The organism is Serratia sp. JSRIV002, from assembly GCF_019968725.1.
GTDB lineage: Bacteria > Pseudomonadota > Gammaproteobacteria > Enterobacterales > Enterobacteriaceae > Chania > Chania fonticola_B.
Window position 1 is genome coordinate 5,105,136 of record NZ_CP074143.1, and the last position, 20,876, is coordinate 5,126,011.

Annotated in this window: 28 protein-coding genes; 16 read left to right on the forward strand and 12 right to left on the reverse strand. The window is 49.4% G+C overall.

The genetic code is table 11. From position 1 onward, the window contains the following. Positions 1–101: 101 nt before the first annotated feature. The 7 genes from KGP26_RS23985 to KGP26_RS24015 all read right to left on the reverse strand — a co-directional run bounded on the left by KGP26_RS23985 (position 102) and on the right by KGP26_RS24015 (position 5,005). Positions 102–410, reverse strand: coding sequence for a hypothetical protein (locus KGP26_RS23985; protein ID WP_152529993.1), 309 nt, complete (start codon positions 408–410; stop codon positions 102–104). A gap of 420 nt (positions 411–830) precedes the next feature. Then, the gene (locus KGP26_RS23990) at positions 831–1,427 is read right to left on the reverse strand and encodes a cytochrome b/b6 domain-containing protein (RefSeq protein WP_223498438.1); all 597 of its coding nucleotides are present in this window, start codon (positions 1,425–1,427) and stop codon (positions 831–833) included. Between the two features lie 553 nt (positions 1,428–1,980). Further along, positions 1,981–2,526, reverse strand: coding sequence for an inovirus-type Gp2 protein (locus KGP26_RS23995; protein WP_223498439.1), 546 nt, complete (start codon positions 2,524–2,526; stop codon positions 1,981–1,983). Between the two features lie 144 nt (positions 2,527–2,670). Next, on the reverse strand, positions 2,671–3,249 hold the full coding sequence (locus KGP26_RS24000) for an inovirus-type Gp2 protein (RefSeq protein WP_223498440.1): 579 nt from the start codon (positions 3,247–3,249) through the stop codon (positions 2,671–2,673). Between the two features lie 169 nt (positions 3,250–3,418). Beyond that, on the reverse strand, positions 3,419–4,015 hold the full coding sequence (locus KGP26_RS24005) for a hypothetical protein (RefSeq protein WP_223498441.1): 597 nt from the start codon (positions 4,013–4,015) through the stop codon (positions 3,419–3,421). A 98-nt stretch (positions 4,016–4,113) separates the two neighbouring features. After that, on the reverse strand, positions 4,114–4,320 hold the full coding sequence (locus tag KGP26_RS24010) for an AlpA family transcriptional regulator (protein WP_223498442.1): 207 nt from the start codon (positions 4,318–4,320) through the stop codon (positions 4,114–4,116). A gap of 106 nt (positions 4,321–4,426) precedes the next feature. Continuing rightward, entirely contained in the window at positions 4,427–5,005 is a 579-nt protein-coding gene (locus KGP26_RS24015) for an inovirus-type Gp2 protein (protein ID WP_223498443.1), read from the reverse strand. Positions 5,006–5,570: 565 nt separating this feature from the next. On the opposite strand from KGP26_RS24015, the gene KGP26_RS24020 reads away from it, so the two are divergent. The 15 genes from KGP26_RS24020 (at position 5,571) to KGP26_RS30275 (ending at position 14,284) form a co-directional block, all read left to right on the forward strand. Then, positions 5,571–6,527, forward strand: coding sequence for a transcriptional regulator (locus tag KGP26_RS24020; RefSeq protein ID WP_223498444.1), 957 nt, complete (start codon positions 5,571–5,573; stop codon positions 6,525–6,527). Positions 6,528–6,635: 108 nt separating this feature from the next. Continuing rightward, entirely contained in the window at positions 6,636–7,511 is an 876-nt protein-coding gene (locus tag KGP26_RS24025; protein WP_223498445.1) for a GTPase family protein, read from the forward strand. Positions 7,512–7,713: 202 nt separating this feature from the next. Beyond that, positions 7,714–8,418 carry a transcriptional regulator gene (locus KGP26_RS24030; RefSeq protein WP_223498446.1) on the forward strand — a complete coding sequence of 235 codons (705 nt, stop codon included), beginning with the start codon at positions 7,714–7,716 and terminating at the stop codon, positions 8,416–8,418. Then, positions 8,418–8,987 (forward strand): hypothetical protein, encoded by a 570-nt coding sequence (locus KGP26_RS24035; protein ID WP_223499718.1) that lies wholly within the window; start codon positions 8,418–8,420, stop codon positions 8,985–8,987. Before KGP26_RS24030 ends, KGP26_RS24035 begins: the two co-directional genes overlap by 1 nt. Positions 8,988–9,025: 38 nt before the next feature. Then, positions 9,026–9,478: a YfjS/YafY family lipoprotein gene (locus tag KGP26_RS24040; protein ID WP_223498447.1), complete on the forward strand. Its 453-nt coding sequence runs from the start codon at positions 9,026–9,028 to the stop codon at positions 9,476–9,478. Further along, a complete protein-coding gene (locus KGP26_RS24045) occupies positions 9,475–9,927 on the forward strand; it encodes an IrmA family protein (protein ID WP_223498448.1) in 453 nt (150 codons plus the stop codon). Before KGP26_RS24040 ends, KGP26_RS24045 begins: the two co-directional genes overlap by 4 nt. A 145-nt stretch (positions 9,928–10,072) precedes the next feature. Beyond that, a complete protein-coding gene (locus KGP26_RS24050; protein ID WP_223498449.1) occupies positions 10,073–10,507 on the forward strand; it encodes an antirestriction protein in 435 nt (144 codons plus the stop codon). A gap of 17 nt (positions 10,508–10,524) precedes the next feature. Continuing rightward, complete coding sequence (gene radC / locus KGP26_RS24055) at positions 10,525–11,013, forward strand: DNA repair protein RadC (protein ID WP_223498450.1); 489 nt, start codon at positions 10,525–10,527, stop codon at positions 11,011–11,013. Next, entirely contained in the window at positions 11,007–11,327 is a 321-nt protein-coding gene (locus KGP26_RS24060; protein ID WP_223498451.1) for a DUF5983 family protein, read from the forward strand. Before radC ends, KGP26_RS24060 begins: the two co-directional genes overlap by 7 nt. A 63-nt stretch (positions 11,328–11,390) precedes the next feature. After that, positions 11,391–11,873 (forward strand): hypothetical protein, encoded by a 483-nt coding sequence (locus KGP26_RS24065; RefSeq protein WP_223498452.1) that lies wholly within the window; start codon positions 11,391–11,393, stop codon positions 11,871–11,873. Positions 11,874–11,885: 12 nt separating this feature from the next. Continuing rightward, positions 11,886–12,221, forward strand: coding sequence for a TA system toxin CbtA family protein (locus KGP26_RS24070; protein WP_223498453.1), 336 nt, complete (start codon positions 11,886–11,888; stop codon positions 12,219–12,221). Positions 12,222–12,298: 77 nt separating this feature from the next. After that, positions 12,299–12,676, forward strand: coding sequence for a type IV toxin-antitoxin system YeeU family antitoxin (locus KGP26_RS24075; protein WP_223498454.1), 378 nt, complete (start codon positions 12,299–12,301; stop codon positions 12,674–12,676). A 78-nt stretch (positions 12,677–12,754) separates the two neighbouring features. Next, positions 12,755–13,612 (forward strand): DUF4942 domain-containing protein, encoded by an 858-nt coding sequence (locus tag KGP26_RS24080; RefSeq protein ID WP_223498455.1) that lies wholly within the window; start codon positions 12,755–12,757, stop codon positions 13,610–13,612. A gap of 116 nt (positions 13,613–13,728) precedes the next feature. Beyond that, positions 13,729–14,010 carry a CopG family ribbon-helix-helix protein gene (locus KGP26_RS24085; RefSeq protein ID WP_223498456.1) on the forward strand — a complete coding sequence of 94 codons (282 nt, stop codon included), beginning with the start codon at positions 13,729–13,731 and terminating at the stop codon, positions 14,008–14,010. Between the two features lie 139 nt (positions 14,011–14,149). Continuing rightward, a complete protein-coding gene (locus KGP26_RS30275) occupies positions 14,150–14,284 on the forward strand; it encodes a type II toxin-antitoxin system RelE/ParE family toxin (RefSeq protein WP_245398320.1) in 135 nt (44 codons plus the stop codon). Positions 14,285–14,574: 290 nt separating this feature from the next. On the opposite strand, the gene KGP26_RS24095 is transcribed toward KGP26_RS30275, so the two are convergent. The 4 genes from KGP26_RS24095 to KGP26_RS24110 form a co-directional block, all read right to left on the reverse strand. Beyond that, a complete protein-coding gene (locus tag KGP26_RS24095) occupies positions 14,575–15,687 on the reverse strand; it encodes a M20 family metallopeptidase (protein WP_094981420.1) in 1,113 nt (370 codons plus the stop codon). Positions 15,688–15,783: 96 nt separating this feature from the next. Then, positions 15,784–16,245, reverse strand: a complete 462-nt coding sequence (locus KGP26_RS24100; protein WP_037434993.1) for a YjiG family protein — start codon at positions 16,243–16,245, stop codon at positions 15,784–15,786. 16 nt (positions 16,246–16,261) lie between these two features. Further along, complete coding sequence (locus tag KGP26_RS24105) at positions 16,262–16,996, reverse strand: nucleoside recognition domain-containing protein (RefSeq protein WP_094981419.1); 735 nt, start codon at positions 16,994–16,996, stop codon at positions 16,262–16,264. Positions 16,997–17,527: 531 nt separating this feature from the next. Beyond that, on the reverse strand, positions 17,528–18,331 hold the full coding sequence (locus tag KGP26_RS24110) for a histidine phosphatase family protein (RefSeq protein WP_223664669.1): 804 nt from the start codon (positions 18,329–18,331) through the stop codon (positions 17,528–17,530). A 420-nt stretch (positions 18,332–18,751) separates the two neighbouring features. Here KGP26_RS24110 and KGP26_RS24115 point away from each other — a divergent pair, with 420 nt between their 5' ends. Next, positions 18,752–20,143: a Xaa-Pro peptidase family protein gene (locus tag KGP26_RS24115; RefSeq protein ID WP_223664670.1), complete on the forward strand. Its 1,392-nt coding sequence runs from the start codon at positions 18,752–18,754 to the stop codon at positions 20,141–20,143. Positions 20,144–20,187: 44 nt separating this feature from the next. Here KGP26_RS24115 and KGP26_RS24120 read toward each other — a convergent pair whose 3' ends face one another. Next, positions 20,188–20,847 (reverse strand): 4'-phosphopantetheinyl transferase superfamily protein, encoded by a 660-nt coding sequence (locus KGP26_RS24120; protein WP_223664671.1) that lies wholly within the window; start codon positions 20,845–20,847, stop codon positions 20,188–20,190. Between the last annotated feature and the right edge of the window lie 29 nt (positions 20,848–20,876).

Sequence of the window (20,876 nt, forward strand, 5' to 3'; positions counted from 1 at the left end):
GAGCTCACTAGAAACCATCACAGCTTGTTCCAAAAAGTGTTGCGCCCCGCAACGGTGTATGTTTTTTAACCGACAAATACGAAACACAGTACGCCCCGCAATCACTGCCTGTAATCAGCCCGGATCTCCGCCATCACTTGTGCAATCTGTTCCACGGATGCTCGTTTACGCTCCTGCTGAACAACACGCTGAGCAGGCTCTGTACCAGTGTGACTCTGTGGTGAGTGCGGTTGTTGCGCACGCTTTGCCACACTTGCTGTCGAATTAAATTGCCCGTTTCTCGCTCGCTTCAACGTAGCTAGCAGGTAGGCAATCACATTTTTTATCTCACCGGTACCAACGCGCTCCGCCACGTCATCCAGAACTTGCTGCCCCAATGGCTCCGGCAATGCGCGCAATTGTGGTTCCACATTATCCCTGTCCGCCGCAACCAACGCTGACGGCCAACGCAGACGAGGCTCACTCTTGCTTGACGGCCCTACGTACGTATCTTTTACACACTGTGTAAAACTACGTACGTAACAGTTCGGATCCCGAACTCTGTCGGGATCCTTTGTTTCTCCACTGTGGAGTGAAATGGGTGTCAAGGGTAATGGGGCCGGTTGCCTATGGCAATCTCCATTAAACGGATTACACATGGCATTCTTACTGTTTACTTCAGCTTACGACTTGGTTCCCCCCGTAACACTGTCACCAATGAGGCTGAGGGCATGCGACCAACACCGGAGAATAGGTATTGGTCTGTGCTGATATGATTCCTGATGAGACTCAAGTTAATACAGCCTTCTCGGTGGCGTTTAAATACATCAAATGAACCACCATTCCGGGCATTAAAAGAGCTCGCGTGGCCGACGCTGCCAATACCACACGGCAAAGTGGAGTAACCCCATCCCACCATGCGCAATCAAATAAACCTCAATCAGTCCGGTTAATGTCTGATGCCAATCCTTGACGATGGAAGCTAACGGGGAGCCCATTTGCCACAGTACAAACCAGCTTGCTCCGGAAAGCACCACCAGACTGAGCGCGCCCAGACCTAATCCTTGTACACTGGTCGCCAATCCCTTGGGGTTGGCTTCGGGCAATTGGCGTTTCAACAAGGTATGGATATCCTGCTGGAGCTGGGCAATATCGCCCCACAGGTAAGGATAAAAATAACGTAAACCGCGTCGTCTCAAACAATACCCAATCAGTACGACACTGAGCGCAAGTAACGTAAGGCCAATACTGGTATGCATCAGGGTAAAGAAACGTGGTATCGTCGCGCTGGCCAGCTGCTCTGTTGCTGTCAATTCCATACCATTACTGTTGAGTATTTGACCCACGATCAAAAAGGCTATCAGTATATGCAGGCACCGCAAAGACAGCGGTTGATAAAGTGAAAGGAAATGCCAGAATGTCCGTCGCGATGTCGGTGCTTGTTGCATGATGCTCCCTTGTATTTTACCGGCTCTCGTGCCGTTGTTGTTAAATCATAGCCTGATTTAAAACAATGGGTACGGGTCTATGGCGTCAATTGCATCAAAATCGGGGGCGGGTATGGTCTGATCGTTACAACATTTCTGCTCAATTCGAAGAACGACTAGGCCTGTGTGTCAACACCGCCCCCCTTGTCAGGGGAAATACCCTGACCGCCCACGGCCCCCAGATACCCATTTTTCATTTAGCGTTACTTTCATTCCACTACAGCGTTGCAGGTCGCTACACCTCTCATCATAGATATTAACGACACGGTAGAGCAATGAGCGTGTAACGTGGATAAGCACAACTCACGCAGATAACCTTCCCCGCACGTCGTTATTCCCGGTAGGATAATCTCTCACCGTCAGACTTCGCCAAGAACGATTATCGAATTTATTCTTAAAAAAAGAACAAATGACAGTGTCCGCAATTGCCAGTACACCTCACCCTCTGTTGCATTACCGGGTCTGCGACCGTTGATCATGACAATTCAGATAAACCGATTACTGTTGGTCTGCGTTACACGTTGCTCCGGTAGAAGGCAACAGGCGCAGGAAGTTGCCTGGCGATACTTCTCAGTACTTCGTGTTGCGCAGTAAATTTGGCCGGTATTGTGCGACAGGCCAAAAAACACGGTTCTGATGGAAAGAAAACCTGCGGCTCCGTTGTAAACGGTGTATCACCGTGGGTAGCAGCCCATGCCTGGCGAATGAGAGCCAGGACCGTTTCCTCGCCTTCCTGCTGTTGCCTGCAACAGAACGTACTGAGATTGAGCATCAGCATGACCTGAATATCGCGTGAGGAACCCACCCCCCATAATATCCTGAGCATAGTGGGTGGTACTGCTTTGCCTTCTGATTGCCGTATCTCGATGTATTGATGGGTCATCTGCTGAAGCGCATGAATAAATTGCACGACAGCCTCTTCAGGAAGTCGCAATGCGTCAACTTCGGGTTGTCGCAAGCTAAACCGAAAAGCCGCCAGTCGTGGATAATGGTCAATGGCTGACTGTAGTTCACGATGGATCAACTGCACATCTGTCAGTTTTTCATTAAGTCGTTCCATGGGATATCTCTGGTCGGGGTCAAAAGAAGGGAGTGCTACGTAATTAAATCGTGAGCACGTCGATATGCCCCAGGCTTCCTGAAGCAGCTACGCTGACAGCGGATATCAGTGGCGTAGTCACGCCACTGCAGGCCTTTAGCATATTTAGCTGATCGCTGGCGGAAGCCGTGGACGACCCGTTAGCGGGCGTTCAGGCACCTCGTTACAGCCGTGAAGTAACAATCCCTCTTTCTGCTGAGTTTTAGTCAGATATTCCAGTACAAGCCGGATGTTAGTGATGCTGTCTGGATCGTTGTAGTGCACCGGGATATTGATATTGGCCCTGTAATGCTCTTTAAATTCACAGCGATGATGCCAGCCATCGCCATCGGTAATAACGCTCCAGAACTCACCCGCTTTCTCTGCCCAGGGGTAGGGAGTTTGGGTTCGATTACCATCCAGCCAGAAGACCACATGACCATGGAAGTGATGATCCTCAGTCCACTCGATGACCCAGAAGTATCCTACTACGGCTCGCAGGCTCATCATTTTGTCCATCAGCAAGTGGATATCCTTTTCCAGTTGACGGTGAGATTGTTGATAATATTTAGCTGTTCCGTTCTGATAGAACAGATCTATGCGGATAGCCCGCAGGCAGGCATACCGATTTATCATGCTGTCTGTATGCCAGTTCAGGACAGACGACAAAAACCAGTCTGGCGTCCAGGTTAGTTTAGTATTCATATGATTAACTCTTGATAGCTGGTTGATACCAGTAGGAGAGATGAAGCCAACCCCTTGAGGAGGTGCGATTGACAGGATGATCTGCAAGGAGTTACTGAGATGGTTGTAAAAAGGGAGTGACTATTAATTATATTAATTTTAACTCCCTGAGCAGAACAAGGCATGAAACTCAAGTCAGCGGATCGAGGGCAGTGCGGTAGGCAAAAGTGATGTACTCATCCACGATGCCGGTTAACGCGTAGTGCTCAGACTGCCGTTCGTTAATCCAGTGATTCACTTCTTCTTCAGTTTTAATCTTCAAATTTTCAGTCCAGTCAGCAAAACCATTCCCCAGCATCAAATCGTACCAGCACAGCCAGACAAGCTTCAGACGCAACTCTGTTCCGCTAAATTGCCTGAATAGGCTGATAAGCTCATTTGCCAGCGAGCGTTGTTTTAAACGCACGCATTCAGAAAGCAGAACCCCCTCCAGCATGGGGTGATGAGCCAGCAGGTGCTCCTGTGTACACAGACTGACACTCAGATCATCCTCCAGGGATAGTGGTGCTACCGCTGCTTTACCGTAAATGATTCGGTGCAGGCACTGCGGAACAATCGCAATAGCTGGCGCTTTCCCCGGGAACGTTAGACGGCCAACCGTCAGGGTATGATGGTGGTATATATTCTGGTGACACATGCCCGACCTGACTGTCAGCTTCGTAAAATCCGTCAGCCAGGTCTGGTAATATCTGTGGAGTTCTTCGTAACGGGATTTATTGTCTTTCATGGTGCATATTCCTTCATGACTGGAATGACAGGCAGCAGAAAACCTCCGGGGTAGCCGGATAATTATTTTCATGCTGCGGGTTTAGTTAGGGGAGAGGTTTATTTGCGGGACTGGTTAATGCGGTCCTGAAGCCAGGCTTCCACTTCACTTTTTAACCAGCGGGAACTACGACCCAGCTTAATTGGCTTCGGGAAGAGACCATCTTTAATCAGTTTATAAAACCACTTATCGGTGAGTCCGGTCAGGGTTGTGATAAATGCCATGTCGACAAACTGGTCTTCAAGCAGGGAGGGTTTGATTGTCATGGTTGAGTTCTCCGATTTAAAAGGTAAGTCGGAGTGGTTGTGAATGACTGTTACCCCTGCTCCGACATACCAACCGGTGAATCTGTAAAAAGTTAGTGAAGGTTGTTCAGCGTATGCGTGGTCTACCTCGCTTGCTTTTTACCGGTATCACGCTTTTACCCGCGATGATACCATTTTCCTTTTGCTCACATTTAGCCAGATAGCTAATGACATAACACAAATCATCGATCTCGTCCGTATCAAAATGTCGGATCACCTTGCCAATTTTGACTTCGTAAATATCTTTAGGGACGCAAAGGTGATGATATCCATCATTATCTGTTACTTTTTTCCAGATGCTGCCCATCGCTCGGGATATCGGATAATGACAGTTCTGAAACTGCCCATTCAGATAGCAAACAAAATGGACATGAAGTCCTTTTCTCTTCGTGTACTCTATCACCCAGTAATAGCCCACTATCGGAAGAGATTTTTCGAACTCTTTAATCAACATTAGGACCTCGTTATACATTGAGTGTCTGCAAGCATGACCAAAGCTTGCTGAACTCTTTTTATATGCAAAGTCGATCCTGAAAGGTAGTAGTTTTGAAAAACGTTGGAACATCGCCTCCATATGCGTATTGATATCAGTCAACAATAGACCATCCATTTCATACTTTGGGTTGGCGTTATAGGGTCTTTTCATTTTTCCTCCTTGGTATTGGTTCAAAGGAAGAGGTAGTCCTGTAATTTTTACTTGGATAAGTCGATAGGTTTATCCAGTACATGCTTATAATCTTTTACGTATACGGGATGCGATAGGTATATGTACTTCTTTTAATAATATTAATTAACCTTAATTCCATACCTTTGCCACTAACCGTTCTCGGTCGTTTCTGCCATCGCAAAAAAACCACTGACGTTCCCTGTTTCCCATCCGGTCAGCATGCCGACCACAGAGGCCGCTGGACACCCCACAACGGTAAGCGCAGGCTCAGCTCATTCCTTTCCCCTACCCGGAACAACAACGTCACAATCCCCCTTCCGATAACATAATCAGGGCGTAACCCTTACCCTGCCTGGTTTTTGACGATTGGCAACAGGATAAAAACAGCTAAAAATCATTAACTAATCAGTTGTTAATCACGATAAACAAAGATATCAATACCTATTTCTCATCAATCAATTAGCAATTAATCACTTAGTGACTATGCAGAGCACACCTTTTTATGTGTAAGATAAGGAATCTGAATACGAACACTGAGGGAAAAATGATGGCGGAAGAGAAGGCAAAAGTCAGAAGCAAGGACGGGCGGGTCTGTCGTTTTTACGCACAGCACCTAGCGAATAAGTACCCTGGTGAGTTTCCCACATACGATCCGGGCAATGCTGAGAATTGCCTGCGAAACGTGAATGCGTTCCTGGAAAAAAAATACACATTTGAGGTTTCACATAATCAAGAAGTCAATGAAATCGAAATTATGGCGGGCTACGCCATTCTGCCTGATGAGGCATTTTCATGGCTGAAAAACAACGAACAGGCAACCTTCTATCTCTGGGCAGTGATTTATCTTGACACTAACAATTATGCCCCTTTCCTTCATCCCGCTCCAAATCAAACTTTAGTAAGGAAGCCGACTTTGAATAATGGCAACACGAAGATAAACACCTATAAAGCTCTCGGACTGGGGGAGTCCCCGGCCACACATCAGGAACGACTTCGCACCCTCAGAGACTATTTCGATGGTGCTCATAGTCTGAATCAACAGGGAGGTAAAATGGCGCATCTGGAAATACTGAAACAACAGTGGTTAGATAATTGCCGCAGGCCTCAGCGCTTTACTTGGCTTAATGCCGATGATGAAGACATGTGCCGCTGGTTCTGGTCGAGAATAAAAGAAAAACAGGCTGAGACACCTGGGAAAATCCTACCTGTCACGCAGTTTTTTACCCCATCCTCCTCCCGTGACTATTATCTGTCCGCCCTCGCTGCCTGGGATTTATGGCAGGCTCCGGAAGACACTCGGGAACTGTTCAAGTCACGAATAAACCACTCATGGCATCAGCAAAAACAAAAAGAAAAATATCGGAAGGACGATAAAAAAGCCATCAACACCTACATCAGGAAAGAGGTCAAGGAGATGCTCGATAACATCGCCCAAGAATATAACCTGAGACTGAGTGACGTGCTGGAAATGCTTATTACGGAGAAATATAACGCCATGTGATTATCCCGCCCCTCGATTTAAAAAAATCTCAGACAGATATTACCTTTGTGAACCGTACCCAATACGTCATTGTATTGGGTGTTTTGTTTTTCTGTCTGAGGTCGTTTCATGAAAAAATCAGAAGGTTTTCAGGCCATCGAAAAGCCGCTGGCATCGCTCCCTTATGCCATTGGAAAACATATTCTTGACCATATTCAAAAGCTCACTCACTACGAACCGGTCATCGGCATCATGGGTAAAACAGGTGCGGGAAAATCGTCGCTCTGCAATGCGCTGTTCCAGGGGGAGGTCACGCCCGTCAGCGATGTCGACGCCTGCACACGTGAAATGCTGCGATTGCGTTTGAGCAGCAGTGACCACAGCCTGATACTTGTAGATCTACCCGGTGTAGGCGAGAGTAAGCAACGGGATAAAGAATATGAATCTCTATATCGCAATATTCTCCCTGAGCTGGATCTCATCCTGTGGGTTATAAAAGCTGATGATCGTGCTTTTTCAGTGGATGAACACTTCTACCGACGAGTGATGACGGGTTACCAACAGCGAATACTGTTTGTCGTTAACCAGGCCGACAAAATAGAGCCAAGCCATGAATGGTATGTCACCGGCAATGCGCCATCACCGCATCAGTTGGTGAATATTGAGGCAAGGTTGGAGTCCATTCGCCAGCTATTTTCACCGCATCATCCGGTGTGCGCCGTTTCCGCCAGGACAGAATGGAATTTGCCGTCAATGGTCGAAACCATGATGGGTTGCCTGCCGGACCGTGCTACCAGCCCACTGGCGATGCAACTGCAGGGGAAGTTATGCAGTGAATCGGTAAAAAAGCAGGCACGTGAGGGCTTTGGGAGTGCAGTGAGTGAGGTGTTTGGTACTGTGGAGTCGTCGTCTTTTCTGCCTGCTCCTGTTCGAACTGTTATTCGCACTGTGCGGGAAGCAGTGGTGACGCTCGCCCGTACCGTCTGGGACTGGATTTTCTTCTGACAAACCTCGCATGACGGACACTCCCTGTCCGATTGGCGCTCAATTAATAAGCGGATAATCCTCTGGTAACGCTTAAGGGCGCATCACAACTGTATTCGTTGTACTGAAAAAATACGCCTTCCTGTGTCCATACCCTGTCCTCCCCCTTCGTTACACTAATCACTTAATTTTCAGCCTATTAACAGGATGGAGAATACCTCTCATGTCCCAGACTGAGCGTCGCCATGAACGGCTGGCGGTCCGGTTGTCTCTCATTATCAGTCGTCTGGTAGCAGGCGAAACGCTGGATATGCGCCTTCTGGCAGCAGAGTTTGGCGTGTCGGTCCGTACCCTCCGCCGGGATTTTCGTGAGCGGCTGATGTATCTGGATCTGGAATATCGCGACGGTACTTGTCGCCTGCTCTCTGGCAGTCATCAACGTGAACTGGCGGTAATGACTTTTGCTCGCCAGTCGGGAGTGGAGGCTTTGTTTCCTGATATGGATAACCATATGGTTAGCTCACTGTTGAGTGGGCCTGGTGAGTCTCCATGCCTTATATGGTCAGAGTCGGTGCCATTGTCACCATCCCGGCCAGGTATCTTTACGAGGCTTGTCAGAGCTATATCAGAGCACCGTCGAGTGACGCTGCTAGCTGAGGGTTGTCGTTGCTCAGGGCTTGCGCCTTACCGCCTCGTACTCTGTAACGGGTACTGGTACCTGACAGGTGAGCATCAGCATCGCGTGGCGGTGTTTCCGTTAAACGATATCCATGCTGTTACCTTCCATCCGGCACTGTTTGTGCCGGAAATTCAGATTCGCAACGTACTCGCTGACCCGGGTTTTCTCAGGGCTCTGCCTCACTTTCGCGTTTTTCACTCACTGCTCGCCAGCACCGGCGACAGTCTTTTACCTCAAAAGGAATCATGATGATGAAATTACTGGCTACAACAGCATTTGCTCTAAGTCTCTGTACCGGCGCTGTCTTCTCGGCTGCCGCTGAAAACACCGTGGGTACAGTCAAAGCCTGGTCTTATATGCAAGCGGATGGCTGGAAATCTGACGATGGCATGGACAACAACACCCTGCATAACATGCTCTATCAGGCCACGGTGATCGATAACTATCCGTGGACAAAACAATTCCTGCTTCGCCAACGTGGCGGCGGTGCCTATTTTCTCGCCGACAAGAAAACGCATACTGTTCGCAAGCTGAATGTAAAACCTGCCAGCGGCTACTACTCGGATCTGACCTCCGTCTATCAGGGCGAGGATCAGGGGAAAGGGTGCTATTTCACCATCATCGACACTCAGTATCAGTTGGAACTGGCGAATGAACCGCACAACACTCAGGTGCTTGCCGCAATTCCAGAAAACTGCGTCAACAAAAAGCAACAGGCTGCTTTGGCTGCGAAGCGTTCTGCACCAGAGCAAAAACTGCAGCAATGGGTAACCCAACAGAGTCTGGCTGAACTGTGTCGCCGCACTGGCAATTGCTGACGCAACGGAAACAAGACTGAAAACAAGGAATGAGCACCATGAAGAAATTGTACCCGCATATGCTTGCTATTCTGGCGGTTATCGGTGCCATGAGTATCTCTGGCTGCGACAGTAAAGAAGATGCTGGAGTGAAAGCGATAGCCAGATTTAAGGACCTCACTCCACCACCATTCAGCAAGGTTGTATCGCATCAATCCGATATTGCTCAGGAGTGGGTGAAAAAGGATGCCTTTGGCACACCGCAATACACAGTGTTGAAAACCCGTCAGTCACCGGAGGACTGTAAGTCAGGTAATTATTACTACATTGCTGATATGCAGCAGAAAACGGTGCAGCCTCTGATGGCTGCCTTGTGCTTGGCAGATAATATCACCCTGACTTTCCGGATTGAGACCGACAGCTACACTGGCGAAAAATCGGTAGTGTATTCGCATGATGGCAAGGAAATGGGAAAACTCTATCTGCCGGAGAATCAGGAGAAAAATCCATGAATAAGAAGCTGAAAGGCATGACCTCAGTTACAGTCCTGACTCTGAGTTTGCTGGCACAGGCGCAGGCCAATGAACAACGCTATATCAGTATCCGCAACACGGATACGGTCTGGGTGCCAGGCAATGTTTGCGTCTACCAGTTCCGTCTGGATAACGGCGGCAGCGGCGAGGGCTTCGGCCCGCTGACCCTTTCCCTGCGTCTGAAAGACAAAAGTGGCAACACACTGGCGATGGGGAACATGGAGGTAGCCGCGTTTGGTGACAGTGATACCACGCGCTCTCAGGAAGCATCACTGGAAAACGAATGCGTGGAAAACGTCAGTTCAGTCGAAGTCATGAAGGCAACAGAAGAGCGTAACGGTTATCAGGTTGACCTGCCGCTGTCTATATTCGATCCACAATATTACCAGCCACTACCGGTATCGGTTGCCGGGAGTAAGGCATCATAACTGGCTTAGATTTTCATATGCCAGACCTCGGGTGAGCCGTCCCCGTAAGCGCCCACTGACTTTTATCACACACATCATGAACAGGCCCCGGTTTTCCGGCGAGGCCTGTTTTATTATTTATCGATAATAAATAAGGATATTTTTCATGAATACGCATTCTGCCCCGTCTACGGCAAGCTCGGTGATCGCCACTAGGGTACCAGGCGACCAGCGCTCTCGTTTCTGGCCGCAGCACTTCGGCAGCATACCGCAATGGCTCGTTCTGGAGCCCCGCGTTTTCGGCTGGCTGGACAGACTTTGTGTGAATTACCACGGTGGACTGTGGGATTTCTACATGCTCAGTAACGGCGGTGCTTTCCTGATGCCAGATACCGATAAGGAGTATGTGCTGTTCAATGCCCTCAACGGCAACGGGGCTACAGTGGGCCAGGAGGCTGCGGGTATTACCGCCTGCCTAATGGCCTACAGCTACCATGCTTGCCGGACCGAAAGCGAGGCCATGACCGATCACTTCTACCGGTTACGAGAATACGCGCTGCACCATCCTGAAAGCCGTGCCATCTTCGTCCTAATCGACTGAACTTCCGGAGGTTTATCATGCTCCCCCCCCAGATGCTCACATCCCCGCCGCACTTCACCGCCGATCAACAACAGGTTATCAGCCAGGCGTTAGCAATACTCGAAACCCAGTTGCAGCACCGGCCCTATACCTTTAGCTCACCAGAGGCGGTCAAGGCCTGGCTTCGACTCCATCTTCAATCCCAAAGTCGCGAATGCTTTATGGTGCTGTACCTGGACAATCGCCATAGGCTGAAGGCCAGTGAAACCGTCTCGGTCGGAACGTTCAATGCCACCATCGTCCATCCTCGTGAAATAGTGATCCGAGCATTACACCACCAGGCTGCCGCGGTGATACTGGCCCATAATCATCCGTCGGGAGATCCCACTCCCAGTGAGGCCGATCGTACGCTCACCGATAGGCTGATCAATGCGCTCGACATGGTTGATGTCCGCGTGCTGGATCACCTGATTGTGGGGGACGGAGATCTGATCTCACTGGCCGAACGAGGGTGGTTGCTATGTTAGTCACCACACCCATGATACTTCGTGGTCTGCAATGCAGTTCGGCCCATATCAGTGAGGACGACAATACACTGCTGTACAGGATCTCACACTGTCAGGATGAGTTCAGTGATGGTGAGTGGATCCACTTTTCGGGGACCGGATATTTGATACGCCTGGATGCCTGGAGCCATCCGGTGTTGCAACTCAAACGACTGGGGCTCTCCAAGACTTGCCGCCGTCTGGTCATCACGCTGATGAAACGCCATCAACTGACTTACCTGCATATTGATGCTCTGGGTGATGTGTTGCCTGACTTTGTCACCTTCGGCTGGTAATACAGCCCCACACTCAACGTCCTACTCTCGCTTTACTCCTCTATTTTCAAAGGAAATCCTCTGATGAATAAAAGCACATCGCCCGTGCCTGGCGTATTCCATTTTCTGCAACACAGCAACGTATCATCACACGACTGGCAAAGGATAGGCCAGGCCATCACCACCGCTTACCAGCAACTGTGTCAACGCCCTGATACGTTGGGGCTAGCCACAGCACCCGTTATCTGTGAATACACGGGTAAAAAACCATACCAACTCGACGACAGCCTGATGGGATTGGACCTGATCGGTTTTAACGGGGAAAGGGCCAGCCAACTGGCCGGTGATCCCTTTATGCTCTACCGACGTCAGACACCCCATGCCTTGATCCGCTGCGATACGCGAGGCTATCCCTACCACTGGCTGGTGATGGCTGCACTGTTGCTGGCCAATACGCAATGCCCCAACACCTGGACGATTGAATCTGACGTACCGTTAAAACAACGGCGGAAAGTCGCCCACTGGCTGAGCTATCACTGCAAGTTACCAGTTTCTCCGCTCTGTTAAGGAACCCCGTTTATGAAGACCATGAACAAACTCCCCCACACCCCGTCCAATGCCAGTCCCGCCTTTCTCGAATACCAGCAACTGCTTGCCTGGTTGCTGGCTCACTGTTACGGCCTGGAGCTCAATGACACGCCGTATCACGACGATCAGGCGATTACCCAACAGATTGAGTATGGCGTCACGGTACGCGAAACCGTCAACGAACTGGTGGAGAAATTTGACCTAGTACGTATTGACCGACCTGGATTCAGCCTTATGGCACAAGATCCGACTTTGAGCGCCGGTGACATGCTCTGCGCCCGCAGCGCACGGGGATTACGCAGCCCGGTGATTCGCCGCCTGGCTTGATTATTCCCCACTAACCCCACTTTCCCCCTACGCCAGCCTCGACCGCTGGCGTTTTACTTTTTCAAGGATATTCAGCGATGAAAGAACCCGTTCTCAATACCGATAATAACGCAGCCCCACTCACCGACGAAGACAACATACCGTCACCCGTCTGGGGCTTGCACTGTGCCATTACTCCCCGTCTGGGAGCAAGGCTGGTACAAAAAGGTAACCGCCTGCATTTTCTACCCGACCGCGCCGGCTTTGTCGGTATGTTCTCCCCTGATGCGCTTAAAACGCTGGATCGCGCCTTCCCAGTGCTGATTAAACTGTTGGAAGCCTGTCTGCGCTCGGGTGAGCTCGACCAGCGCCGCCAGCACTGCGTTACGGTGCAGCACGCTGGTTTTACCTGCGAAGCCGATACCTTGGGTAGCTTTGGCCACGTCTATCTGGCGGTCTATCAGACACCGACATAAAGCCGTAACGAACTCATCTTCCAATCTTTATACCTGCTTGCCATGACGCAGGCATTTTGTTTTTAAGGAACCCTAACAATGTCAACAGCATTGAATACCGTGATTGAACCCGATGTGTTAACCGACCACACAGAGATTATCTGCTCCACCAGTATTGAACGTATCGTCACCGGACGTAACGCCGCGCTGACGCAAATTGAAGCCCTTGTTCACCAGCTTGAGGATATCTCAACCATCACCAACAGCATTGGCGGTGGAGTAGCAAGGGACTGGGCAATGAAACAAGACTTCCGCTGCGGTTGCTGGCTGATGGAAAAAGCCGAAACGGCCATGCCCGTGATCACCCGTAATCTCGACCGTAGTATATGGCGAGTTCTGATGAAACGCTCCGGAATGCTTGCGATCATGGATGCGCAGGCGCGTGATCAATGGTACAGAAACCTGGAGGGCGACAATATTCCGGCTATTAGCGACGAGAGTATCTACAGCACATTCAATCAGTTGCACCGGGACAAGGGAGAGGTATTTGAGCGGGGAGTGATCAACGTGTTCAAGTCGCTCTCCTGGGACTACAAGTCGAATCACCCGTGTAAATTTGGCAAGAAAGTGATCGTCAACAGTTTGGTGAGTCACAACCAATGGGGATTTACGCTGAACCACAGTTATCGGCGGGATCAGTTGGCCGATCTGGAGAGGATGTTACATTTACTGGATGGCAAAGCGATCCCTGATAATCGTCAGGACGTCACCGCTCGGCTGTATGAACATATCCGCGCTACACCGCAGAAAGCTGAGGTTTATGAAGATGAGTATTTTACAATCAGATACTTCATGAAGGGCACAGCACACCTTACGTTCGGAAAGCCTGCGTTGATAGACAAGATGAACGATATCATCGCCAAACATTACCCAGGCGTACTGCCAGAACGGCTATAACCCTGCCAGCACAGTAGTAAGCAGAGTTGAGACAATAGGCAACGGTTTCCTAACCTCAACATTGTCTGTTGCTCTCTTATTAACTATGATTACATTTTAATCACAAAGAGAAACTTATGGGACAATCACCAACACGCGTTATCACTGCCCATGTTCCTGCTGAAATGGTAGAGAAGTTCGACGAACTGGCTGCAAATTATGATCGTTCCCGTGGCTGGATAGTCAAACAAGTCTTGGCTGCGAACATTGAGCAGGAAGAGAACCATCATCAAATGATCTTGCGGGGGCTGGCTGATGTGGATGAGAGCAGAGTGGTGGAACAAACAGATGTATTGAAATGGATAAATAGTCTGAACATTGACACGCCACTTCCTGTACCACAGTCAGGGCAAAAGTAATGCAGGTGGTTTGGTCAGATCATGCGTTGCAAGATTTAGAGCTGTTGCGCTTCTTGATTGCCAACGTAAATCCAGAAGCATCTGCGCAGGTGCTTCAATCGTTGGTGCTTGCCCCGTAAACCTGCTGACGCATTCACGTATGAGACCCGCACTGGCAAGATATGAACCACGGGAAGTACGTCGCTTGAACATCGGTAACTATGAAATTCACTACGAACTCAGAGTTAACGCGCTCTACATCTTACGTGTTTGGCATACGCGAGAAAATCGGTAAGATAGCACTCTGCATTAGACTCGCTACCAAACAGGTAAAGAAATAAAGAATCGAACACGATGCCTACGCGGTTTTTTTCACTTCACTTGACGTCTTCTATCACAGCAAAACCCCGATGTGGTTCCCAAAAAACACTCACAGGGACTGCGGGTACAATTGAGGGTACATAAATAATCAAATCAAAAAATAAATTTAAATATTAATAAGTTACATTGAAATATCGATTCCGAGTCCGGCACCATGATTTAGAAGAACCCGCCTATGGCGGGTTTTTTGCTTTCTGACAGAGGTTACAGCGTTTCAATCACCCGACGCAAGAGACGCACTCGGGGTTCGATGCTGGACAACTCCAGATATTCTGCCGGGCTATGGAAGCCAGCGCCAATTGGACCAAAGCCATCCAGTGAGGGGATACCAAGCGCGGCGGTATGGTTGGCATCAGAACCACCACCGACGGCCTGCCAGCGAACGTCAATATTCTCCAACCTCCCCGCAGACTCCACCTTCGCCATCAGTTGTTCGGTTTTTTCTGAGGGTGACATGGCGGGCACATGAGCCTGTAATGTCACATTGAGGCGAACATCGGCAGTAAAGCAGTGAGGCGTCGTGGTTCGCATTAGCCGGTCAACACGCTCAAATTCGTCGTTCTGCCAGAAGCGGACATCAATTATCGCTTGCGCGTAGTCCGCAACTACATTGGCCGCAGAACCTCCACTCACCACTCCAACGTTCAGGGTCGTCCCCAGTTGCGCATTGGCTAACTGGTTAAGATGAAGTATCCAGTGGGCCATTTCATTGATTGCGGAACGCCCATTCTCAGGATCGTTACCAGCGTGGGTGGCGACACCGTGAAATTCCAGCTCGTAGCGAGCCATTCCCTTGCGGGCCTTGACCAGTGAGCCATCCGCACGGGCGGCCTCGCACACCAACACGCAGCGGCTGCGTTTCGCCAGTGCGCCAATCCATTCATGTGAATAAACCGAACCCGTCTCCTCATCAGGGTTCATGGCAATCGCGATAGAGAGACGCTCTTTCGCCTCTGCAGACAGTTCCCTCATTGCCCAAAGAATATTAAGGAGCCCACTCTTCATATCCGCCACACCGGGGCCATAGGCGCGATCCTCCTTGATGCTCATGGGGCGCATCGCTACGGTACCTACTGGGAAAACCGTATCCAGGTGACCTACCAGTAGCACATCAAAGTGTGGACTATTGGGTTTGTTGGCAGCAAAAACGCCGGGCCCCACTTTATCGCCAAGATCGACAATTTCGCTGTGCCAGCCGAGCTGCTGATATTTCTCATGCATATTGGCAGCAACGGTGGCAACGCCTTCCAACGTATTGGTACCGCAGTCCACATTAACCAAGGAGGCCAATTCTGCCAGATAGTCGTCTAATTGCATGGTGTTTCCCCTGTTCTTTTGTGCAGGCTGTGCGTGCACTGAAATTAAATCGCAGGAGAGTACGATCTCGCACTCGCCCTTCAGGTCGCACTGCTACTAGATAAAAATGTGCATCAGCAGCATGGCTCCGAATGCATTCAGTACCGAGATGGCTATCATCAACGGGATCAGTTTGGCGTTGGTGCCAATGACCCCAAGGATACGTCCGGCATACTGGATCTGGGACCCCATCAGATAGATGGCCGGTGCCAGGATAGCCAGATGTTCTCCCGTCAGGATCCCGCTATCGAACAGGCTAACGGCTACGCCGATCCCACCGCCCATTGACATCCAGCCTCCGATCAGGACCGCTGCCGCCTCGCCGGGCAAGCCGAACAGCTGCATCAGGGGAGCAAAAATGAAAGCCAGTCCGTCCAGTGCGCCAGTGATGGTCAGCGCCTTGATCACCACAAAGGCCATCAGAACATTGGGCAAGGTACTGGTTGTGGCAATGGTCCAGCCTTTGCGCGCGCCAGCAACAAAAACATCGGTGATCATGGGTTTGGATTCAGTCGTCATGCTCATGGTGCTCTCCCTATGCCTTATGGATTTCAGAAGATGCGTTATCTTGACGACGCATTTTCAGCAACAAACGAAAAATATTCGCGCCAACGATTTTCATAAAAAACATCACGAGGATGCAAAGGCCGATTGAGGCGGGAACAGCCAGGGTGCCGTCAGCGGCAACCAAAGTGAACAGAATGGCACCAGAGGAGAAAAAATTGGTGATCATGGCACCTGCAGAGAACTGAAACATGGTGAAAACGTCTTTTTCATTCTCTGTAATCTGTGCCTCATCAGCCAGTTTGCGCGTTAGTGAGGCGCCAACATCCGTGCTCTGCAGGCTGCCAATCAGTGCCAAACCGGTATTACCACGCAGCCCCAGCAACGGGCGCAACAGTGGGGTTAACAGTTTACGTGCTGCATTCAGCGCACCGTAGTGCTCCAGTACATTGATCATGCCAAGGGCAAACATGACAGCAGGTATCAAGCCGAAGGCGAAGAGAAAACCGTCCATGGCACCGTTACCGCCGGTACCACGAAAGGTACTGTTGGAGACGTTTAATGCCTCGTTGCTTTGAGTCACACCACTGACGACCCGTCCGAAAGACCCGTTCAATGTCGTGAAATCAAACACGCCATACCATTCTTTACCGCCGAGAAGCCCGGAAAAGAATACCATGGCAAAAAGTAGCGCCACGTAGGCTCCCCAGCGAACGGGAGCCGTTTCTGTTGCAGATGAGGTGATATTTTGTTGCTGTCCGCTCATGCTATTTCCTTATCAGAGTGTCACAAAATAACCCAGTGCTAGTCATAACAGCATCGGCTTATGAATGGTCTACTGTGCGTATTTTTTGTACATGAGTATCCTGATGGCGATCAATAAATCCGGTGCAAAGATAAATTTAACTTATAAAGCATGACGTTGTTGGCATTTTATTCTGTTCAAAATAACGATTTATTAATGAAGTTATGACAAAATATGTTCATGTATTACCAAGTGTGTTCACACCATAGTCTGATTTAGTATGCTCATAACATTGCCAACTGATGCATTATTCTGCCCAACAGGGTTGTGCTTTTTTGTCACTTGAATTTTAATATTTAATTAAATTAGCAGAATTATATTTACTTTGAGACACACGCCTCAAATTAGGTTGCCACTACGTGACAGAGCGTTTTCACTGCTAATCTAGGTACCGTCGTGTATATCCATAGACCCTGCCTTGATAAAAACAGGCGGCATGATTGTCTATGGATACAGAGCATTCTATTTAATTTCCTTTAGCTCATCGCCCAATCAGAGCTTTGCACCTTTTTCTACATAGCTCATATCGCCCAGTTTACCCACGGTAAACTCACCGTTTTTATAAGTAATCTGCGTAACACTAGCATTAGAGAGTGGCGCAACAATGGGTGTAGAACTCATATCCGCTACCATTGCCAGAATAGCGGCTCCATGTGAAACCAGGAGTATGTTGCCGCCCCCTTGAGCTGCCGTTTCTTCAGCAATAGTTTTTAGCTCTGATTGCATACGTGCTTTGACGGTGGCAAACGTTTCAGCTTCACCGCTGGTATCGACCAGAGCAACACCGCCGAACATCTTGTCAAATGGCAACTTTCCATTGGCAAAATCACCGAATAGCGCTTTTTCCGACTGATAGCCAAGCTTGGTGGCGATGGCTCCCCACATATTGGCATCGAGATCGCCTTCGTAAATACCGAAGCAGAACTCACGCAGTTTCTCACTTTCGACGATGTCCAACGGCTGCCCTTTTGCGGCTAATATAATGCGTGCAGTTTGACGTGCGCGCCCCAGATCGCTGGCATACACCTTTTTGAATTCAACCTCTTTCAGCCCCTTGCCAAGTTGTTCAGCAACCGTCACGCCTGCGGTAGTCAATGGGGTATCTGCCCACCCCTGAACCCGATGTACGGTATTAAACATGGTTTTCCCATGGCGGGTGACATAAATGGTGACTGTATTATCACCTGCTGTTTCAGCGTAAGCCAACAGCGGACTAAAAATAAGTGAAGACAATAGAGCAAGTAATAGTGAAAACCGTTTCATGGTTATTTCCTCAATGGTGTTGGTTTGTATCATTGTTAGCCTTCCGTAGATGTCCCCTATCTCCATCCATAACTCTTTCGTTAGTTATTCATATTTCATCATTGCCTTCTTTATCCGTTACCGGAATGCCCTCTGCTACCTGCTTGTTGTATCAACTGATTTTCAGGCAAAAAAAAACCTAAACCTCTGGTGGCGTGCTAGCTAATAGCCAACACCACCAGAGGTTTAGGTTTTGCCTGTTAAACAGTAACAATCCTAATTTACAGTCCAATACGCTATCAGTTTGATAAATGAATGCAAGAAATCAAATCGTTAAAAGTAGAAACTGTGATCAAATTAACGTTAAGCTGATTTTTAGCTGTTTAACACTGCGAGATAAGTCTCAACTATATTTTCAATGTTATGGCCTGATCAACAGGCTGTACGAACTCCCACTCGGCAAAAGAGGATCAGATGAAAAACCAGCAAGTAAGCTTAAAAACCATCCCAGAGCCGCAAAAGGACTGTTCTGGCGTGCCCGTTGCACTAACGGATGAAACCATCCAACAAAGAAAGAGCAACATCCTTAGCAGGATGAAGCAGCGTGGGCTTGATCAACTGGTGATTTACTGTGATGTCGAGCACGGTGGCAATTTTGAATATCTGGTCGGCTTTTTCACCCGTTTTGAAGAGGCCTTATTGATTATCAACGCCGATGGCGAAATGACGCTGGTGCTGGGAAACGAAAATCTCAATAAGGTCAGCAAAGCGCGAATTCAGGCTAAGGCGGTGCATCTTTCTCAATTTTCACTGCCGAATCAACCCGGTAGAAGCGATAAGTCGATTAAGGAACTGCTGGTTGAAGCCGGCATTCGGGAAAATGCCCGCACCGGCCTGGTTGGCTGGAAGATGTTTACCAACGGGCCAGAGATCGACAAGAAAATCTATGATCTCCCCTCATTTATTGTCGATACCCTCCGCAACATTGTCGGTGATGAAGCCTGTTTATCCAATGAGACCGACTTGTTTATCGGCGAGCACGGGGTAAGAACGGTCAATAATGCCAACGAGGTGGCCCACTACGAGTATGGTGCTGCATTAGCCTCCGATTGCATTCTGGATGCCATGAATAAGCTGGCGCCAGGCGTCACAGAGCAGCAGTTAGGGGATTGCCTGGTGCGCTTTGGCCAGCACCCGAGTATCGTGACCATTGCTGCCAGCGGCCCACGCTTTATCAAGGGTAACCTGTTCCCAACCGACAACACCGTGAAGTACGGTGATACGATCTCGCTAACCGTAGGCTACCGCGGCGGGGCCTCCAGCCGGGCGGGTTATGCGGTCAATGCCAATGGTGAGTTATCAACAGAGGCGAAAAACTATCTGGATGCGATCGCCAAGCCCTACTTCTCTGCCTATGCCCACTGGCTTGAAGTGATTAGCGTTGGCATGCGTGGCGGCGAGTTGTTTGATCACGTGGAAGCGGTCTTACCGCGCTCAAAGTACGGTTGGTCGCTGTGCCCAGGGCACCTGACCGCTGAAGAAGAGTGGATGTCTTCGCCCATTTATCAAGGCTCTCAGCAAAAGCTGTTGAGCGGCATGATCCTGCAGATTGATATTATCCCTTCAGTGCCCAACTTTGGTGGCGTTTCTGCCGAAAGCACCGTGCTACTGGCGGATGAACAGCTGAAGCTGGAGCTCCAACGCCAGTATCCCCAGCTATGGCAGCGGATGCAGCAGCGTAGAAAATACCTGGTCGAAACGTTGGGGATAACGCTGTCAGCAGATATCTTGCCGATGTGCAGCACGGTTGCCTATTTGCGCCCTTATTTGCTGGACAAAGACAACGCCTTTGTCTGCCAGAGCTGAGCGTGCAGCCCGTATGGCTTTGGTAAAGAACGGCAACGACCCAATCAGGCCAACAAAGTGTCAAAGGCTAACGAAAACAGTGCGGTTTCATAGGATGTTGAGGCGCTGGATAAGACGTATTCCTCCCCAATGTCCTGTGAGTACAAGTACCAACGTTTTTCAGCCACGTCGACGGTTAAGCCATTGGCAAAAGGGTGAGGTAAGGTAAACGTGGTCGGAGATAAAGCAAAACCCCGGCCATCCGCTTTTATGATGGCTTCTTTCAACGACCACAGACGAAAGAAATCAACGTTTTCTCCCTGAGCGAGTTGTGTAAACTCCTCAGGAGTGAGCACATCCTGGTAGTCATGTATGTCAATCGGGACTCTCTTTTCCACATCAACGCCAATCTCCCCCTGCGTGGTATAGGCACATACGGCCCAGGACCCCGCATGGGAAAGATTAAATCCCCCTTTCATCCCCATCACAGCAGGTTTGCCATAGCGGTTATAGTGCAGTTTAGGAAAATGACTTCCCTGATACCCTTCATGTTTTTTTAATGCATAACGTAGCAGCATTCTCCCTAATAATGACCGCCGTTTGTCGTCATCAAACCTAAACCGATCGAATAGGATCCGTTGGTCTTTATCAAGATAATCCCGCTGCGAATAAAGCAGTTCGCTGCTTAGCTCGTCAATACGAGAGCAGTAGATATAATTGGTCATGTTGTTTAGCCCTTCACCAATAGCATGCT

Coding starts and splice junctions, on each gene's coding strand:
- KGP26_RS23990 (WP_223498438.1), bottom strand. CDS start 1,427: ATGCAACAAGCACCGACATCGCGACGGACATTCTGGCATTTCCTTTCA.
- KGP26_RS23995 (WP_223498439.1), bottom strand. CDS start 2,526: ATGGAACGACTTAATGAAAAACTGACAGATGTGCAGTTGATCCATCGT.
- KGP26_RS24000 (WP_223498440.1), bottom strand. CDS start 3,249: ATGAATACTAAACTAACCTGGACGCCAGACTGGTTTTTGTCGTCTGTC.
- KGP26_RS24005 (WP_223498441.1), bottom strand. CDS start 4,015: ATGAAAGACAATAAATCCCGTTACGAAGAACTCCACAGATATTACCAG.
- KGP26_RS24010 (WP_223498442.1), bottom strand. CDS start 4,320: ATGACAATCAAACCCTCCCTGCTTGAAGACCAGTTTGTCGACATGGCA.
- KGP26_RS24015 (WP_223498443.1), bottom strand. CDS start 5,005: ATGAAAAGACCCTATAACGCCAACCCAAAGTATGAAATGGATGGTCTA.
- KGP26_RS24020 (WP_223498444.1), top strand. CDS start 5,571: ATGATGGCGGAAGAGAAGGCAAAAGTCAGAAGCAAGGACGGGCGGGTC.
- KGP26_RS24025 (WP_223498445.1), top strand. CDS start 6,636: ATGAAAAAATCAGAAGGTTTTCAGGCCATCGAAAAGCCGCTGGCATCG.
- KGP26_RS24030 (WP_223498446.1), top strand. CDS start 7,714: ATGTCCCAGACTGAGCGTCGCCATGAACGGCTGGCGGTCCGGTTGTCT.
- KGP26_RS24035 (WP_223499718.1), top strand. CDS start 8,418: ATGATGAAATTACTGGCTACAACAGCATTTGCTCTAAGTCTCTGTACC.
- KGP26_RS24040 (WP_223498447.1), top strand. CDS start 9,026: ATGAAGAAATTGTACCCGCATATGCTTGCTATTCTGGCGGTTATCGGT.
- KGP26_RS24045 (WP_223498448.1), top strand. CDS start 9,475: ATGAATAAGAAGCTGAAAGGCATGACCTCAGTTACAGTCCTGACTCTG.
- KGP26_RS24050 (WP_223498449.1), top strand. CDS start 10,073: ATGAATACGCATTCTGCCCCGTCTACGGCAAGCTCGGTGATCGCCACT.
- radC (WP_223498450.1), top strand. CDS start 10,525: ATGCTCCCCCCCCAGATGCTCACATCCCCGCCGCACTTCACCGCCGAT.
- KGP26_RS24060 (WP_223498451.1), top strand. CDS start 11,007: ATGTTAGTCACCACACCCATGATACTTCGTGGTCTGCAATGCAGTTCG.
- KGP26_RS24065 (WP_223498452.1), top strand. CDS start 11,391: ATGAATAAAAGCACATCGCCCGTGCCTGGCGTATTCCATTTTCTGCAA.
- KGP26_RS24070 (WP_223498453.1), top strand. CDS start 11,886: ATGAAGACCATGAACAAACTCCCCCACACCCCGTCCAATGCCAGTCCC.
- KGP26_RS24075 (WP_223498454.1), top strand. CDS start 12,299: ATGAAAGAACCCGTTCTCAATACCGATAATAACGCAGCCCCACTCACC.
- KGP26_RS24080 (WP_223498455.1), top strand. CDS start 12,755: ATGTCAACAGCATTGAATACCGTGATTGAACCCGATGTGTTAACCGAC.
- KGP26_RS24085 (WP_223498456.1), top strand. CDS start 13,729: ATGGGACAATCACCAACACGCGTTATCACTGCCCATGTTCCTGCTGAA.
- KGP26_RS30275 (WP_245398320.1), top strand. CDS start 14,150: ATGAGACCCGCACTGGCAAGATATGAACCACGGGAAGTACGTCGCTTG.
- KGP26_RS24095 (WP_094981420.1), bottom strand. CDS start 15,687: ATGCAATTAGACGACTATCTGGCAGAATTGGCCTCCTTGGTTAATGTG.
- KGP26_RS24100 (WP_037434993.1), bottom strand. CDS start 16,245: ATGACGACTGAATCCAAACCCATGATCACCGATGTTTTTGTTGCTGGC.
- KGP26_RS24105 (WP_094981419.1), bottom strand. CDS start 16,996: ATGAGCGGACAGCAACAAAATATCACCTCATCTGCAACAGAAACGGCT.
- KGP26_RS24110 (WP_223664669.1), bottom strand. CDS start 18,331: ATGATACAAACCAACACCATTGAGGAAATAACCATGAAACGGTTTTCA.
- KGP26_RS24115 (WP_223664670.1), top strand. CDS start 18,752: ATGAAAAACCAGCAAGTAAGCTTAAAAACCATCCCAGAGCCGCAAAAG.
- KGP26_RS24120 (WP_223664671.1), bottom strand. CDS start 20,847: ATGACCAATTATATCTACTGCTCTCGTATTGACGAGCTAAGCAGCGAA.